General features: G+C 34.0%; 19 protein-coding genes. 12 read left to right on the top strand and 7 right to left on the bottom strand.

Translation table 11 applies throughout. The features are described 5' to 3' along the window. Positions 1 to 674 precede the first annotated feature (674 nt). The 4 genes from KF896_15690 to KF896_15675 all read left to right on the top strand — a co-directional run bounded on the left by KF896_15690 (position 675) and on the right by KF896_15675 (position 3,103). The gene (locus tag KF896_15690) at positions 675 to 1,235 is read left to right on the top strand and encodes a hypothetical protein (GenBank protein MBX3045154.1); all 561 of its coding nucleotides are present in this window, start codon (positions 675 to 677) and stop codon (positions 1,233 to 1,235) included. Continuing rightward, complete coding sequence (locus KF896_15685) at positions 1,235 to 2,479, top strand: DEAD/DEAH box helicase (protein ID MBX3045153.1); 1,245 nt, start codon at positions 1,235 to 1,237, stop codon at positions 2,477 to 2,479. Before KF896_15690 ends, KF896_15685 begins: the two co-directional genes overlap by 1 nt. Beyond that, positions 2,469 to 2,738: a VRR-NUC domain-containing protein gene (locus tag KF896_15680; protein ID MBX3045152.1), complete on the top strand. Its 270-nt coding sequence runs from the start codon at positions 2,469 to 2,471 to the stop codon at positions 2,736 to 2,738. The genes KF896_15685 and KF896_15680 overlap by 11 nt, the downstream gene beginning before the upstream one ends. Positions 2,739 to 2,812: 74 nt before the next feature. Continuing rightward, positions 2,813 to 3,103, top strand: a complete 291-nt coding sequence (locus tag KF896_15675; protein ID MBX3045151.1) for a hypothetical protein — start codon at positions 2,813 to 2,815, stop codon at positions 3,101 to 3,103. 56 nt (positions 3,104 to 3,159) lie between these two features. Here KF896_15675 and KF896_15670 read toward each other — a convergent pair whose 3' ends face one another. Beyond that, positions 3,160 to 3,405, bottom strand: a complete 246-nt coding sequence (locus KF896_15670; GenBank protein ID MBX3045150.1) for a hypothetical protein — start codon at positions 3,403 to 3,405, stop codon at positions 3,160 to 3,162. A 292-nt stretch (positions 3,406 to 3,697) separates the two neighbouring features. On the opposite strand from KF896_15670, the gene KF896_15665 reads away from it, so the two are divergent. Further along, positions 3,698 to 3,895 (top strand): hypothetical protein, encoded by a 198-nt coding sequence (locus KF896_15665; protein ID MBX3045149.1) that lies wholly within the window; start codon positions 3,698 to 3,700, stop codon positions 3,893 to 3,895. A gap of 23 nt (positions 3,896 to 3,918) precedes the next feature. On the opposite strand, the gene KF896_15660 is transcribed toward KF896_15665, so the two are convergent. The 6 genes from KF896_15660 to KF896_15635 are packed head-to-tail and all read right to left on the bottom strand — an operon-like array spanning position 3,919 to position 9,879. Beyond that, positions 3,919 to 4,380 carry a phage virion morphogenesis protein gene (locus tag KF896_15660; protein ID MBX3045148.1) on the bottom strand — a complete coding sequence of 154 codons (462 nt, stop codon included), beginning with the start codon at positions 4,378 to 4,380 and terminating at the stop codon, positions 3,919 to 3,921. After that, positions 4,371 to 5,054 (bottom strand): hypothetical protein, encoded by a 684-nt coding sequence (locus tag KF896_15655; protein ID MBX3045147.1) that lies wholly within the window; start codon positions 5,052 to 5,054, stop codon positions 4,371 to 4,373. The genes KF896_15660 and KF896_15655 overlap by 10 nt, the downstream gene beginning before the upstream one ends. Further along, on the bottom strand, positions 5,047 to 6,561 hold the full coding sequence (locus KF896_15650; protein ID MBX3045146.1) for a DUF935 family protein: 1,515 nt from the start codon (positions 6,559 to 6,561) through the stop codon (positions 5,047 to 5,049). The genes KF896_15655 and KF896_15650 overlap by 8 nt, the downstream gene beginning before the upstream one ends. A 9-nt stretch (positions 6,562 to 6,570) precedes the next feature. Then, positions 6,571 to 7,779: a PBSX family phage terminase large subunit gene (locus tag KF896_15645; GenBank protein ID MBX3045145.1), complete on the bottom strand. Its 1,209-nt coding sequence runs from the start codon at positions 7,777 to 7,779 to the stop codon at positions 6,571 to 6,573. A 7-nt stretch (positions 7,780 to 7,786) separates the two neighbouring features. Further along, complete coding sequence (locus KF896_15640) at positions 7,787 to 8,464, bottom strand: hypothetical protein (protein MBX3045144.1); 678 nt, start codon at positions 8,462 to 8,464, stop codon at positions 7,787 to 7,789. Then, positions 8,464 to 9,879, bottom strand: coding sequence for a DNA modification methylase (locus KF896_15635; protein MBX3045143.1), 1,416 nt, complete (start codon positions 9,877 to 9,879; stop codon positions 8,464 to 8,466). Before KF896_15635 ends, KF896_15640 begins: the two co-directional genes overlap by 1 nt. Before the next feature lie 255 nt (positions 9,880 to 10,134). Between KF896_15635 and KF896_15630 the strand changes: the two genes are divergently transcribed. From KF896_15630 to KF896_15600, 7 genes are read left to right on the top strand one after another with little or no spacing between them, the layout of a single operon-like run. Beyond that, on the top strand, positions 10,135 to 11,340 hold the full coding sequence (locus KF896_15630) for an ATP-dependent Clp protease proteolytic subunit (GenBank protein MBX3045142.1): 1,206 nt from the start codon (positions 10,135 to 10,137) through the stop codon (positions 11,338 to 11,340). Between the two features lies 1 nt (position 11,341). Continuing rightward, positions 11,342 to 12,313, top strand: coding sequence for a major capsid protein (locus KF896_15625; GenBank protein MBX3045141.1), 972 nt, complete (start codon positions 11,342 to 11,344; stop codon positions 12,311 to 12,313). Beyond that, on the top strand, positions 12,306 to 12,617 hold the full coding sequence (locus tag KF896_15620; protein ID MBX3045140.1) for a hypothetical protein: 312 nt from the start codon (positions 12,306 to 12,308) through the stop codon (positions 12,615 to 12,617). The genes KF896_15625 and KF896_15620 overlap by 8 nt, the downstream gene beginning before the upstream one ends. Then, positions 12,607 to 12,960 (top strand): hypothetical protein, encoded by a 354-nt coding sequence (locus KF896_15615; GenBank protein MBX3045139.1) that lies wholly within the window; start codon positions 12,607 to 12,609, stop codon positions 12,958 to 12,960. The genes KF896_15620 and KF896_15615 overlap by 11 nt, the downstream gene beginning before the upstream one ends. Before the next feature lie 7 nt (positions 12,961 to 12,967). Further along, positions 12,968 to 13,426 (top strand): DUF1320 family protein, encoded by a 459-nt coding sequence (locus KF896_15610; GenBank protein MBX3045138.1) that lies wholly within the window; start codon positions 12,968 to 12,970, stop codon positions 13,424 to 13,426. Continuing rightward, positions 13,416 to 13,841: a hypothetical protein gene (locus tag KF896_15605; GenBank protein MBX3045137.1), complete on the top strand. Its 426-nt coding sequence runs from the start codon at positions 13,416 to 13,418 to the stop codon at positions 13,839 to 13,841. Before KF896_15610 ends, KF896_15605 begins: the two co-directional genes overlap by 11 nt. After that, positions 13,838 to 14,269: a hypothetical protein gene (locus KF896_15600; GenBank protein ID MBX3045136.1), complete on the top strand. Its 432-nt coding sequence runs from the start codon at positions 13,838 to 13,840 to the stop codon at positions 14,267 to 14,269. Before KF896_15605 ends, KF896_15600 begins: the two co-directional genes overlap by 4 nt. Positions 14,270 to 14,318 lie beyond the last annotated feature (49 nt).

Raw genomic sequence — 14,318 nt, 5'->3', positions numbered from 1 at the left:
TTTTCTCACTTACTTATAGTGAAAATCATAAAATCGTCACTTCAAAAAATAGTGAGAATTTTTCGGGATGTTTTTTTTTGATTTTTATAAACATCTTTTTTATTTATCTGTTAGGTGCTATCGTGAAAATTTTTAATCAGCAATTTTATGATTATTCTACAAACGGTGTACACTTTGGAGCCTTGGTGTACACTTGTAAAAATTTCAAAAGTGTACACCGTAACTTCTTGTTTAATTTAGCACTTACAAAGATTTTCATTTTCGGTGTACACTTTGGCATTTTCAAAAGTGTACACCGTAACCCTTTGCTTTATTTAGCATTTACAAAGTAGTGTACACTTTTATTCTATTTTTTAGTAACTTTCGCAGGAAAAAAAAATATAAATAATAAAAAAAAAGGTATAATATGAATGATGCAGAATATAGCGAAATTATAAATTTTATAAATAGAAAAGTCCAAATCAAAGTGTACACCTGTACACATCTTTGGAACTGTTTTATAACTAAATTGGTTACGGTGTACACTTTCAAAATTGCCAAAGTGTACACCAAATTTAAAAATCTTCGTAACTCTTTTAAAATCAAACAAAGTCGGTGTACACTTTCAAAAAATGCACAACTGTACACCAATTTACAAAATTGCGTTATAATGTCAAAAAATATAGGTAGTCGCTATGAATGTTAAAAAAATTGTCAAAGAAATTGATAATTCCAAAAAGAAGGAAGTCTCTGATGACTGCGTGAATGCTGAATCTATGGACGTTTTGCTTAAGAGAAGAACTGAATTATCCGATGCTCTGGAAGCTTATATGCAAATAGGCTTTGAGGATAAAATATCTGAGTTTAAATTAAAGCTGGATCAAGTAAACTTGCTGATAGATAAACAAAACAAAGTGAAATCTTTTTCTCTATCTGCGGAGGCTGAACTTGCTGAGGAGAGAGCTGCTATAATTGAAGATTCAATTAAGGATAAAAAGAAATCTACTGTTCAGGCATATAAGGAGTGTAAGAAACCTCTTGAACAGGGTATAGTGCAATTATGGTTGGAAAGAATTAAGGATCAAACCATAAAGGAAAGTGATTTAATTGATATAATGCTGAAAGAGTATGCTCTTGCAGACACACCGGAAAATGTAACAAAAATGTTAAATGAGGTTTTTAAAGCTGAATATGAAGGATATATTTCAAATACCAGTGAAATTCGGGCTTCAAATCATATTTACAAGGTGGCATGATGGAATTAAGAGATTATCAATTAAAGTTGGCTAAAAAGGGAAACGAAATTCTTCAGCTTTTCGGAATCGTTTATTACGCAATCGAAATGCGTGTCGGCAAAACATTAATTGCACTTAAGACAGCAGAACTTGCAGGAGCTCAGAATGTGCTATTGGTAAGCAAGAAAAAAGCTCTTGCATCAATATGCAACGACTATGAGAAATTTGGATTTAACTTTTACATCAATATAATCAATTATGAGCAGTTAAAAAATCATAGTAAAGCATCTTCAGATGTTATAATCTGTGATGAGGCTCATGGACTTGGTGCCTATCCAAAACCGTCAGAGCGTACTAAAATATTGAAAGATATTCTTAAGAACAATCCCGGTGCTAAACTTATTTTAATGTCCGGTACTCCGAGTCCGGAAAGTTACAGTCAACTATATCATCAGTTCGCAATATCGGCTAACAGTCCTTTTGAGCAATCAAATTTTTATCAGTTTGCAAAAGAGTTTGTAAATGTTAAAGAGGTGACGCGTGGTGGATTAAGATTTAGAGATTACAAAGATTGCAATAAAGACAAAGTAATGCAAGTGCTTGAAAAATATTTTGTCAGATTTACTCAATCAGATGCCGGGTTTAGTCAAAATGAAGTACTTGAAAAGATTATAAAAATACCTGTATCCGATAATGTAAAAAAAATGGTTAAGATATTAAAGAAGGAAAAATATTATCAGTTTAAAGATGGTTCTGAGGTGATATGTGATAGTGCTGTCAAACTGCAAACTAAAATACACCAAGTTTATTCCGGTACAGTCAAAACCGAAGATGATAAATATAAAGTGATAGATATAAGCAAAGCGGAGTGGATTAAGAATTATTACAAGGGTCAAAAAATTGCAATATTCTACAAATTCATTGCGGAAGGTGAGGTTTTAAAGAAGTTAATGCCTAATTCTACGGATAGCCCTGAAAAGTTCAACCAAGAGCCAGAAACCGTTTTTATTTGCCAAATACAATCCGGTTCGATGGGCGTCAATTTGGCATCAGCTGATATTCTAATTTTTTATAATATTGATTTTAGTGCACTTCAATATTGGCAAGCCAGAGCACGCCTACAAGATTTTAAAAGAGATAAGCCACCATTGGTTCATTGGTTGATGATTGAAAATGGTATCGAAGAGAAAGTTTATCAAGCAGTATTAAATAAAAAAGATTATACATTGCATTACTTCAAAAAGGATTTTATAAATGCGTCTTGAAAGTAAAGAGCAGAAATTGATTATGGAATATTTACGAAAAATCAGCTATGTTAAGAAAGTTATAGTAGCGAATGAATCAGGTACCCTTGATATTATTGGTTGCTATCGTGGCAGGTTTTATTCGATTGAAGTTAAGAAGCGAGGTGAGACACCAAGTACATTACAACAGATAAATATGAAAAAAATCAGAGAACATGGTGGAATTGCTTTTTGGACGGATACTTTTGACAAAGTGAAAGACATTTTTAAGAATCTTTAACATCTCGATAATGTGATATAATTACATAGTTTTATAAATATGAAAATATTTCCCTATAAAATAAAGAGGTTAGTATGAAAGAACGCTTTGCAGATATTTTAGAATATCTGACATTTGAAGACCTATCCGGTGATACGAAAATGATAGCAGAAGCAGCCGGAATGGACATCACAAAATTGTTGTTGATGCATTTTGATGGAATATCGCTATCAATCCAAAAGATAAAAAATATGGAGGGGTTGCTGGTTAGATATTTGAGAAAGAAGTATCCGGCAGAAAAGTATAGTAAAAGAGAGAGAATTAAAATTGCTCAGGAGATAAACCGACCACCTAGAGATATACCAAGACTTTTGAGTATGAGATAAAGCAACGAGCAAAAGCCCATTCATTTGGGCTTTGCTTTTTTTTCGAATATTTGTTTTTACAAATAGTCGTCGATATTTTTTTCGATGTGCTTAATTACCTCTTGTTCTTCATACTCGTCCATCTCATCACCAGTTGTTTTTAAAACTTCGATTGATAAAAAAGCAGGGTCTCCATTGTAAAAGTTGTTCTGTCCTGTTTCTGCACAGTAGTCGATTTCAACCAAAACCTCTGAATAGCATTCTTGGTCATCATCGTTTTTCCAAGTCCATTCTAATGTTGTTTTGTAGTTTAAGTCTTTCATCTCTAAATCCTTTAAAATAAATAAGTTAACAATTAATTACACTGCTAAAGTAAGGTTATTATCTTACACACGCAAGTAATTTTTTAACTAATTGCATTATATTTCAAGTATTTACAAGATTTTTTCAACGTATCAATAATTGCGCCTGAAATAGTTGAAAAAATTAAATAAAGTTTTTACTAAATAGCTTATTTTTCAACTAATTACTTGCGTGTTAAAATTAATAGTTGCACATTAGACATAGAATTTTTGAGCAACTATTAAATAACTTATTTTTAAAGGATTTACAAAGATGACAGTAGCTGAATTAATCGAAACATTACAGGATTTTGACTTAGACATGGAAGTTAGAATCGCACATCAACCAAACTGGCCTTTTGAATATTCCATTGAGAGTATTTGGCAAGATGAGGAAGGAGAATATTCAGAAGCGATTTATTTGGTAGAAGGTTCACAACTTGGATATTTTACAAAAAGAGCATGGGAATAAAAAAAGGGGGAGCACCTGCTCCCCTATTTTATTTGAAAGTGCCTTTTAATTAATTTATTAAAAGCATCAGCTATATCTTCAATAACTTCTGAAGGGAATTCATTTTCAGGAAAAATAGGTCTTGCCGGCATACGCCCTGGTACACCAAAGTGAAGATACTCCGCATAGAAAACATTTGTACCGATTTCGACATAGTTATTATTTGCTGTAAAATTAATAGAGCCGAGCAGACCAGCATCTCCGGCTCTTCTTCTTAAGATATTAATTGGAGTAAAACCAAGTCTTTCTCTTACACGAATTGTACTTTTAGCCAGCGGCATCCACGGTGTACCTCTTTGGAAATAAGCACCATCAGTTTCAAAGTTTGTATAAACGGCATCAAGCAGAATTTTTCCTACGTTTTTATAGAAAGGTAAAAAGTTGATATCCTTTATTAAATCCGCAACTGCGAGCTGATATTCTTCAAGTTGCAGTCTTATTTCCATGATAATTTCTCCTGTAGCTCTTTAGGGAAGTTTGACAAATCCGGATTAAAATCATCAGAAGGTAAATTTCTGAATTCCTTTTTATTCCAGTATTTTTCAGGAATATCTTCAACATTTTTTACTGTTAAACCTAATCTTTGCCTTTGTTTTTCAGATATAGCAAAATAAACGACCCTGCAACGGAAGTGCCTTGGAGAGTACATATTATTCAATTTGGGATCTTTAACTTTAAGAACAATACTTTGATTTCCAAGCCATTGGCAGATGTCAGTAGTTTTTTTATCCATCATAACTACAGGTCTGAGATAAGGGAAATCGTCATCAGGGTCATCAATTTGCTGATAGTAACGTCCTGCATTATATGCATTTGAAATATTTTGAGTAACAACTAAATCAGCGTGCCATCCTCTTAAATCAAGACCATACTTTAAGGTTTCTTTAAAAACTTTGAGGTCTGTACCTTTTGTGATAGCTTCTTCGATCAGCTCCTTCGCATCAACAAGGTGTTGAGCATTATTTATGCCTGCAACTTTGAAAGCTTTAGTTTGAAATTGCTCATAGTAATCATCCCATTCATCATCAAGCACCACTCCCAAGCTTTTAAAGTACTCAATAATTTCGGTTGGATCTTTTGAAAAGGCAAACTTCAGATTATCTAAAGTTATCTCAGCCATTTTTAGCCTCGTTATTATATCCATAAATTGCACTTATCATCATAAACTTTGTCACAAGTTCTTTCTTGTTATCAATATCCAATTTATCAAAAATATCATAGATATTATCGAGCATCTTTTCATAAGAATCATACTTATTGATTTCGCTAACAATCAAATTCAATGTATCTTCTTTTATGTTTGCAAACTCATCTGAATTTAAAACAAAGTCCGTAAAATCATCAAGGATATCCGATTGCTTATCAAGTCCTTTACTTTTTGCAAAGAACCTGTCAACAATTTGAGAGTTATTGCTGATTGGAGGTTCTTTAATCTGTTTGACTTGATTTAATTTAAAGAATTTTTTGTCAATATTGAACTCATTTTCAATATAATCTTCATTAAATTCCACTCCGATTTGAGTAAGTTCTCTTGCTAAGATAGCTTTTTCAGTATATTTTTGAATATCATCTTTTTCAAAAAACCTGATTTCACAAAAGTGCTCACCCGGAAAATTCAAATCATGTTGCCATTTAAGAAGTTCATTGATGTAATAAGTCAAATATTCTGTATATGACTCAATTCTGTCGACCTTGGATGACATAGCCATATCTTCATTTCCAAGTTTGCCTGAAGTTGAGCGTGTTGCTGATTCATGACCGAGTATAATGCTTGTAATTTCACCTTTGCAATATTCAAGTAAACCCTTATAAATATCTGCTGAGCTTAAAGTCCCTGCAGGAATGGGCTTGATTTCTGTACCTTCCGGTGTTACAATCACTTTACTTTGCCTCATCTCAGACAATTTATTATAAAAGTATGCCACAAACTCTTCAGGATTCATATTAAAGATTGTAGATGCTTGTTGAGTAAAGTGACCCATTACGCCAGGGCTTCCATAATCTTCAGCAAAAACTGTCCAGAAGTCAAGGATATTATTTTTTATAAAAACGTGTTTGTAGCAATTCAGGAATAGTCCTGTACCATAAGGATTTTGATAATTATCATCATAAGTAGGTAGAATAAATCTGTAAGGATCAGGTTCGACACCTGAAGAACTAAGTATTGATGTTAAAATTCGGGGTTTCCGGTCCTTGTCGAATACTATTGCATCGTGAGGCATCTCAATAATTTTATCGATAGAATAAGTATTTTTATCGAACTGCCAAATGATATTGAGGGGATTAAATCCGTAGAAAATAGCTCTAAGAATTTGCTTAATCAGATTATTTTTGATTAGTTTTTCGATGGTTGAATAAGCTAATTCAATCTCTTTATCTGAAGCTTCATTTTTTACTATTTCCCATTCCAGAGAGCCTACACCTTCAAACACAGTATTCATAGCACCGCGTACTGTAGAATCAGCGGATGTTTCTGCAAATATTTTATAACCTTGCTCTTTAATTAGTTTACTTGGATTAGGCAGCAAGTCCAGCAAACCTCTATAAAAATCTTCGAAAGTTGGTATTCTTTCGGTTAAGTTTTTGCTTGCCTTAACAGCTGCAAAGAATTTTTTTGATTGCATCATACAATTTCCTTAAAATGATTTTAATTTATTTCTAATAGAATTTTCTTTAATTGACTGGATACTACTTGGAAATGCTGATTGAGCGTTGATCCAATATTTCTGTCCGTGAGTAAATACTCCATATCTTATGCCATCCGCTAAATGGTCATTGAACTTCACCGGCTCATCAAGGATATTTCCGTTGCGGTCCTCTTTCCATTTATAAGATTTTAGTTCTTTGATTATGTTAGTACTTTCGCAATGGACATTCAATTTAAATCTTTTGACAAAATCAATCCCCGGTTTGACCGCTTTATCAGCTTTATGGATATTAAAACCTGCTCGATAAATTTCTTCAATACGTTGTGGTTCTTGAGCATCTGCATAAATAAAACTATGTCCAATTTTGAAATATTTAAGTTTTTGAATTAAATCGGAGTTTGTAAGATGGCTTTCATAAATTAATTCTGAAAGAAAAAGCTCTCTATCTCTGCGGATCATTTTGACTAACGCTGTCTGATTGTTAAATCCAAAGTCAAGACCATAAATAGCGTCACCATCCCAATAAGTATCAATAACCTGAAATTTGGGATAAATTAGATTAGTGGCTTGAGCAACTTCACCGAGTCCATAAATTTGCCAATAATTATTGTCTTCATCTTTTAATCTTTCAATCTCTTCAATTTGCTCAATTGGCAAGTAATCATAATTATCAAGATAAGTGGATTTAATAAACTTTACATCCTCCCTTGTAAGGACATAATCATATATCCAGTGATATTCTTCACTTGGATTATAATCAATGAAGATTTTACCTCTTGTTCTCATCAGAAGTTGTTTCCACTCATCGTAAGTTAGTAGGTTTGCTTCATTGATAAATAGAATATCACGTGAAGTTCCTCTCAGCTTGTTTCCGTCATCAGCTGAGAAGAACTCCATATAGGTTTCTGGTGTAAAGCGATAAACCAAGTCAGTTTTATTAAACTTTTTATCTTCGAAGATACCGATACTTTGAGTAATCTTCTCGAAATCTCTCTTTACACCTTTCTTAATATGTGGTAGTGTATGAGAAACAACTGAAATTTCAAGACTTGAGGATGCATTATATCCCAACATAATAAGGAACTGCATAATAGAGTAAGTTTTCCCTGATCGTGTACCACCCTGATTAACAATTATCTTATATTTGTCGTCATAATAAGCTTCCAGATTAGCCAAGTAAACCGGAGATGCATCCATTTGAATTTCAGTGATTATTTTCGTACTCCTTCAAAATCGTTGATTTACTACCATTTATAACAACTTTAATATCAGCTTTAATAGCTCCGCCATTTGAAGTAATATCATTAGCTGCAATTTGAGTAGGTTCGCCGCGTGCTTTCCTTTCCATATCAGCCATTGTATTGATAAGTGGTGCAGATTTATGAACAAGAGTTAGTAATTCAGATAAAGTCATATTATCGAGGTCAGCATCTGTATTAGTAAACCGAATTCCTTCTCTTGCCGCAGTTCTTTTCATATCGTTAATAAGATTATACTTTTTAGCGAATTCCAATATAGGAACATACAGAGATTGCATCGTTTGTTTAGCGTACTCCGCGTGCCTGTGTGCCATCTCCTTAACAGCATTCTTAGTTTCCTCAAGATAGATGGAGTCCATATATCTTTGATATGCAGCTATTCTTTCATTCCATTTGAACTTATAACTCCAGATAAGTATCCCTTGATATTTACTTCTTAGATTCCCCCTTGATAATTTTTGAGCTACGGCTGATAAAGACCTCACGGGACCCATATCCCGATATATTTTGAATGCTTCAAAACTAAGGGGCGTTTCTTTTGTTTGCCTTTCCCATTCAGGGTAAACCAATTCGATTTTTTTTTCATATTTGGTTTTGATGGCTTTTTTTTGTTCTGGTGACATTATCCACCCAATGAATTGTAATCAAAATCTTTGTCATTTTTCTTAAAAAACTGTATTTCGATATTATTCTCAGAGCAATATTTGATATATCTTTTCAATATTGCATCACAGAAAGCAGGCGATAATTCCATAACATAGCACTTTCTTTTTAGTTGGTCTGCGGCAATTAGAGTAGATCCTGAGCCACCAAATAACTCAAGAACTATTTCACCTGGTTGTGAACTATTGGAGATTGCTCTTGCAGGCAATCCTACTGGTTTTTGAGTTGGATGGATATATTTACCATTATGTTCGCGGTCATAATTCCATATAGTTACTTCATTGTTCGGACCGAACCAGCGAGCACCTTCTCCATTACCATTTACGGCTCCTTTACCTCCAAAAAGACAAGGTTCATTTCGACGTTTATACCTTACCCAGCTTAGAGGTGCTACTTGTTTAACCCATTGAATAGGAACTTTATCGTACGGAATAGCATTTTTTTCCATAGCTTCGAGAAGTTCTCTGTAATAAGTAGTCGCGTGCCATATATAATAATGAGCCCAATCAATCATATTTTTTTTAGCATTCTTAATGAAATTAATTAGAAATGCTTTATAATCCGCATCAGACATGTCATCATTCCAATCAGTACAGTATAGTTCACTCCAATCTTTTCCTGTATCACTTCTTTTAACGTTCAGTTCGGCATACTTTACATTATAAGGTGGGTCTGTATGTAGCATGTGAGCTTTTACTCCGTTCATCAACCTATCAACATCAGATGATGTAGAATCACCACACATCAAGCGATGTCCATTAAACTCATAAATATCACCGGGTACAGTTTGAGGTTTTTCTGGAGGTGATTCATCATAATCATCTTCGATAATATCTCTGTTTTCAATACTAATAGTTTCTGCATTAGAAAAATCAAAACATGTTTTTAAAAAGTCTTCATCATAAGGGAGCGTAAGTTTCAAATCTTCTTCTGGAATCTCAATCTTAAGATTCTGGATAAGCAGTGTTAACTTCTCCTGATTAGCTTTGAACTTTGTTTCATTAGTTTCAATAGCTATGAGTTGAGCTTGAGCAAGTGATATGTTCCCATGATCATAAGCAATAATAAACTCCTTGCCAAGTACATCACAAGCATCAAGTCTGTGATTTCCATTAACAACTTCATAATAACCTGTTTTGAGTTTACGGACATGAATATTCTCTATCTGTCCATTTTTTTTAAGATTATTCACAAGTTGCTTGGAAGTAAATTCATCTTCCTCTTTATAATTCCAATCTGCTTTTATCAGGATTTCACGTGGAAATATCTTATAGTTGATAAAGTTATTCAATTCTTCAGCAGGCATGTTTTGCTGATTAATATCATTGGAATTGAGCAATGGAATGATACGTTTATTTAATTCATTTAAATTCATAATACCTTCAATTATTGTTTCAGAAAAAAACTGAAAGCAAAAATGATAAAAAAGTGTGTCAAAATACTTGCGTTTTTGCAATGCGTTTTTGCATGCGTTTTTGCATGCGTTTTTGCATGCGTTTTTGCATGCGTTTTTGCATGCGTTTTTGCAATGCGTTTTTGCATGCGTTTTTGCAATGCGTTTTTGCAAGTGTTTTCGCATAACTTAGTATTTACATTTGTATAAGTTGTTTTTGTAAATCAGGTAAAAGTTATGATAATTGATATTTTCGGCTACATCGGAGCAGGTTGGGATGATGATGATACTTCAACAGTTTCTGCAAAAAGTATTAGAAAACAGTTAGCCAATCATAAAAAAGGTGATGAACTAATTGTATATATAAACTCAGGTGGCGGGAGTGTGTTTGAGGGATTAACAATTTACAACATACTATCAGAATATGACCCCACAGTCAAAATTATTGGAGAAGCATCATCAATCGCATCCGTAATAGCTTGTGCCGGTAAGAGAGTCCTGATAGCTGAAACTGCTTTAATGCTATTTCATAAACCTTGGACAATGGCTTGGGGAAATGAAGAAGACCTTGACAAGGTAAAATCACAACTAACAACATTGAAAGAGTCAATCAAAACTGCTTATCAAAGAAAAACCAATTTGTCTATGGATAGAATTGAGGAAATTATCACTGAAGATAAGTATCACTCAGCTGATAAATGTCTGGAGATGGGCTTTGTTGATGAGATTTATGTTCCATCCGACACCGACAATACTAAAGCACTTGCAGCAATGCAGGCATATAATAAGCAGACAAGAAAATTTTTTAATCTAAAAAACAACCATTTTTCCACAATTGAAGGAGTTCATAAGCAAATGAATTATGAGCAAGAGTATAATAATCTGACTAAATTGCATGCAGGTTTAGAGGCAGATTATAAGAATGCATCCCGTGAAATCGAGGACTTGAGAACTCAGTTAGAAGATTTAAAACCAAAGAATCTTCAACTTAGTGAAGCAGTTGAATCATTACGTAGGGATGTCGAAGTAAAATCTCAAAAGATATCAGAATTTGAATCTAAGGAGATTTTGAACGCGGTCCAACTTGACTTAGTTGAGTTAAAAGACAGAATACTTCCTGCTGAAAATAATGCAGAAAATGAATTTGCTCTAACTAAAGAATTGCTTTGGTTAAAGCAATTTGATAACGATGCAAATGCATTAGTAGCAGGCAAGACGCCATACCAAAGAAAGATTGATGAGATTAAGTCCAGAGCATCTCTTTCAAATCTGAACGCGCCAATTCCGGCACAAGCAACCACATCCACTCACGACAGAGAATTGGACTATAATAACGCCGAAGATAGAAAAATTATTCACACCATGACATTAGAAGTTGCTAAGGCAAAGAATATGACTTATATCGAGGCACTTGAATCAATCATTTCAGAGGAGGCTAACTAATATGGGACTCGGAATTAAAAGAATTGACAATCTTAAATTGGGACAAGATCCAATTTTATCAGAGTATGCACAAAAATTCGAGAATTCGGATTTTGTAAGCAATCTAATCTTACCGGAAGTAAGAGTTGCCAAACAGTCAGGCAAGTACCCGATTTTTGGTAATGAACACATGAGGATTAATGATACTTCTCGTCCTCTCAAATCTCCAATTAAGCAGATGCCTTTGGATGATTGGACAATGAAGGAGTTCTTGCTTGAGAGCTTTGGTTTAGAAGCGGCTATGGATTACCTCGAAATCGAAGCTTCATCAGAAGTGTTAGATTTAGAAAAGTATGCCATGAATTCTATTCTGGATTCAATTGAATTGCAGAAAGAATACAAAGCAGTTGAGCTTTTAACTTCAGCATCAACTTACTCTAATGACCATTACTTAGGACTTGGTGCAGGAGAGCATTTCAATGACTCTTCATCTGACCCTATCACTATACTTCGTGATGCGATGGAAACTATCAGGATGAAAATCAATCGCAAGCCGAACATCATGGTATTCGGACAACCAACATTCAATGCTTTGCAGAACCATCCGAAGCTTCTTGAGTTAATTAAATACACTCAAATCGGTATTGTTACAGAGGATTTAATTGAAACATTGCTTTCAACTAAAGACCACAAGGTAACTGTACGTGTTGGCTCTGGTATGTATGAAGACAAAGCGAGCGCAGAGAACAAAGATTTATGGTCTGATGTTGTAGTAATGGCATACAACAAGAAAATTGGTGGTGCAAAACTTACACAATATGACCAATCTTTTGGAAAAACTTTTGTACAAAAAGGCTATCCATGGGCTGCAAGGTCAACGGACCGGAATGGAATCATCAACTATGTCGCTACACTTACTATGTACAAGAGCTATATCACTCAAAAAGATGCAGGTTTATGTATTCATGGCACTGTAGGTGAGATAAATGAGTAATCAGATATTTAAAGTAAAAATACTTTCAGGTTCAATCAAAATCAACAAGAAAGTTTACTTTCCCGGAGAAATTGTTGAACTTGATCGATACGACTTTGGGAAGTTAAAGCATCAGGTTGAGTTGATTGAATACATCAATGATATTGATGTAGCTGAAACTAATTCAGGAGCTGAAGCCGGAACTGTAGCTGAAACTAATTCAGGAGCTGAAGCCGGAACTGTAGCTGAAACAGCTTTAGCTGAAGAAAAAGAAGAAGTAAAAAATGTAACATCATCAAGAAGGAGAAATTCTAATGTCGGTTAACCCAACATACAATCCGCTAAATAGGCGTGCAATTAAGTTTACTGAGGATGTAGGGCGTTTCAAATTTGTAGGTTATGATGGCAAGAAAACCGGAGACGGTGAACTTGCGGCAGGCGTAACCGAGCATTCGTTCAACAATGGAGATGATGGCAGTGTAATAACAGCCGGAACTGCATTGATGATGATTAAGGCTCAATTGACAGCTGGTACACTACTTAAATCAGACTTAGCTGGAGATGCCATCGCTGCTGTTCAAACAGGAGACTTTGTATTAGCAGTACTTCCTCAGGACGTATCCGCCAACACACTTGCTGAAATTGAATTAGCAAAATTTAAATTATAGGTGTAGGATGTCAACGATAAATTATCAATATATAGCTGACCGCATACCAATTGAGATATTAAAGCCCTTGATGTCAAGTGCCGGATTATCTGATGTGAATGAGGATTTAGTTAATGAATTCATCTCAGATGCAGACGCCGAAGTTGATAATGCGTTGGCTACCAGATACTTATTCCCATATATCAAAACTGATGAAGAATTAGGAGATAAAGCATTTAGTTTAATAAAGAGATGGAAATTTTTAATTGTTAGGCAGTTAATATATTCAAGAAGGTATGATGATGATGAGATGAAAGAAGTCAATTCTCATCATTCAGCAGTCTTGAGTATACTTGAAAGAGTACGCAAAGGGAATTATGAAATTCCAGGTTTAACAAGAAAAACGAATAATCCATCTAAATTAATTAAATCAAAAGAAAACACTCAAGTATTCAACAAAAGAAGATTAAAGACTTATGATTCTTGAAGAAAGAAATAAAATTAAGGAATTATTAGAGCAGGCTTTTGAGATTGCAGGTTTAAAACCGTATATATCTATTACAAGTTTTCCTAAAAATGACGATGCAATGGATGAATTGATAAAGCAGGCAAAATCTTACAGCAATGGCTGTATGTTTGTAACTTGGCACTCTGAGCATCCTGGTCAGAAAGTAGGCAAGATATACCCTTATTTTATTGATATCTATACTGTCTTCTTGATATCAAGTGATTTAACATCAGATGAAGATATAATCAAACGATATGAGCTTGCCCGGGACACTCTTCAAAAGAAGTATTACTTATATTTTGGAGAGAAGTCCCCGGTACGTTCATCTAAAAACGGCTTATATGTAGCTGCATTACAGGTTGGTACACAGAACATATATCAAGGAGTTTCATGAATTTTTCTGATGGTTCATTCTGGATTTTGACAGTAATAATAGGAATTCTCATTTTGCTTGTTGGATGGCTTGGAAAGGAATACGGAAAAAATCAAGTGCAAGCACCAATAGTAGAATTAAAAGCATTATTTAATAAATTAAATGATAGTTTAACAAAGTTGCTTGATTTTATGGCAAGGCAAGATGAGAAAAACCTTAACACTAACAATCAGATTCAGCTTCTTTGGAATAAAATCAGTTCCATGAGACTGGAAGCTGAAGAAAGAGGTTCTATCTTCGCAGATATAAAGCATAAAGTCAATAATTTGGAAGCATATTCAGAAGAATTGGAAGAAAAATATCAGGAAAACAAATTGTCAATACTTAGACATGATGAGAAAATTGAAGATTTGAATAACAAATTTTTCGAACATTTAAACAACAAGTAATCGAAAAGGAGAAATACTAATGAATTTTATTCCCGAAGAAGAAGTGCCA

The organism is Ignavibacteriota bacterium, from assembly GCA_019637995.1.
GTDB lineage: Bacteria > Bacteroidota > Ignavibacteria > Kapaibacteriales > UBA2268 > JANJTB01.
The sequence above is the reverse complement of the archived record's forward strand: the minus strand, read 5'-3'. Positions and strand labels throughout refer to the sequence as shown.

Bases quoted from the DNA above. Each gene is read 5' to 3' on its own strand.
- KF896_15690 (MBX3045154.1), top strand. From the start codon at position 675: ATGAATGTTAAAAAAATTGTCAAAGAAATTGATAATTCCAAAAAGAAG.
- KF896_15685 (MBX3045153.1), top strand. From the start codon at position 1,235: ATGGAATTAAGAGATTATCAATTAAAGTTGGCTAAAAAGGGAAACGAA.
- KF896_15680 (MBX3045152.1), top strand. From the start codon at position 2,469: ATGCGTCTTGAAAGTAAAGAGCAGAAATTGATTATGGAATATTTACGA.
- KF896_15675 (MBX3045151.1), top strand. From the start codon at position 2,813: ATGAAAGAACGCTTTGCAGATATTTTAGAATATCTGACATTTGAAGAC.
- KF896_15670 (MBX3045150.1), bottom strand. From the start codon at position 3,405: ATGAAAGACTTAAACTACAAAACAACATTAGAATGGACTTGGAAAAAC.
- KF896_15665 (MBX3045149.1), top strand. From the start codon at position 3,698: ATGACAGTAGCTGAATTAATCGAAACATTACAGGATTTTGACTTAGAC.
- KF896_15660 (MBX3045148.1), bottom strand. From the start codon at position 4,380: ATGGAAATAAGACTGCAACTTGAAGAATATCAGCTCGCAGTTGCGGAT.
- KF896_15655 (MBX3045147.1), bottom strand. From the start codon at position 5,054: ATGGCTGAGATAACTTTAGATAATCTGAAGTTTGCCTTTTCAAAAGAT.
- KF896_15650 (MBX3045146.1), bottom strand. From the start codon at position 6,561: ATGATGCAATCAAAAAAATTCTTTGCAGCTGTTAAGGCAAGCAAAAAC.
- KF896_15645 (MBX3045145.1), bottom strand. From the start codon at position 7,779: ATGGATGCATCTCCGGTTTACTTGGCTAATCTGGAAGCTTATTATGAC.
- KF896_15640 (MBX3045144.1), bottom strand. From the start codon at position 8,464: ATGTCACCAGAACAAAAAAAAGCCATCAAAACCAAATATGAAAAAAAA.
- KF896_15635 (MBX3045143.1), bottom strand. From the start codon at position 9,879: ATGAATTTAAATGAATTAAATAAACGTATCATTCCATTGCTCAATTCC.
- KF896_15630 (MBX3045142.1), top strand. From the start codon at position 10,135: ATGATAATTGATATTTTCGGCTACATCGGAGCAGGTTGGGATGATGAT.
- KF896_15625 (MBX3045141.1), top strand. From the start codon at position 11,342: ATGGGACTCGGAATTAAAAGAATTGACAATCTTAAATTGGGACAAGAT.
- KF896_15620 (MBX3045140.1), top strand. From the start codon at position 12,306: ATGAGTAATCAGATATTTAAAGTAAAAATACTTTCAGGTTCAATCAAA.
- KF896_15615 (MBX3045139.1), top strand. From the start codon at position 12,607: ATGTCGGTTAACCCAACATACAATCCGCTAAATAGGCGTGCAATTAAG.
- KF896_15610 (MBX3045138.1), top strand. From the start codon at position 12,968: ATGTCAACGATAAATTATCAATATATAGCTGACCGCATACCAATTGAG.
- KF896_15605 (MBX3045137.1), top strand. From the start codon at position 13,416: ATGATTCTTGAAGAAAGAAATAAAATTAAGGAATTATTAGAGCAGGCT.
- KF896_15600 (MBX3045136.1), top strand. From the start codon at position 13,838: ATGAATTTTTCTGATGGTTCATTCTGGATTTTGACAGTAATAATAGGA.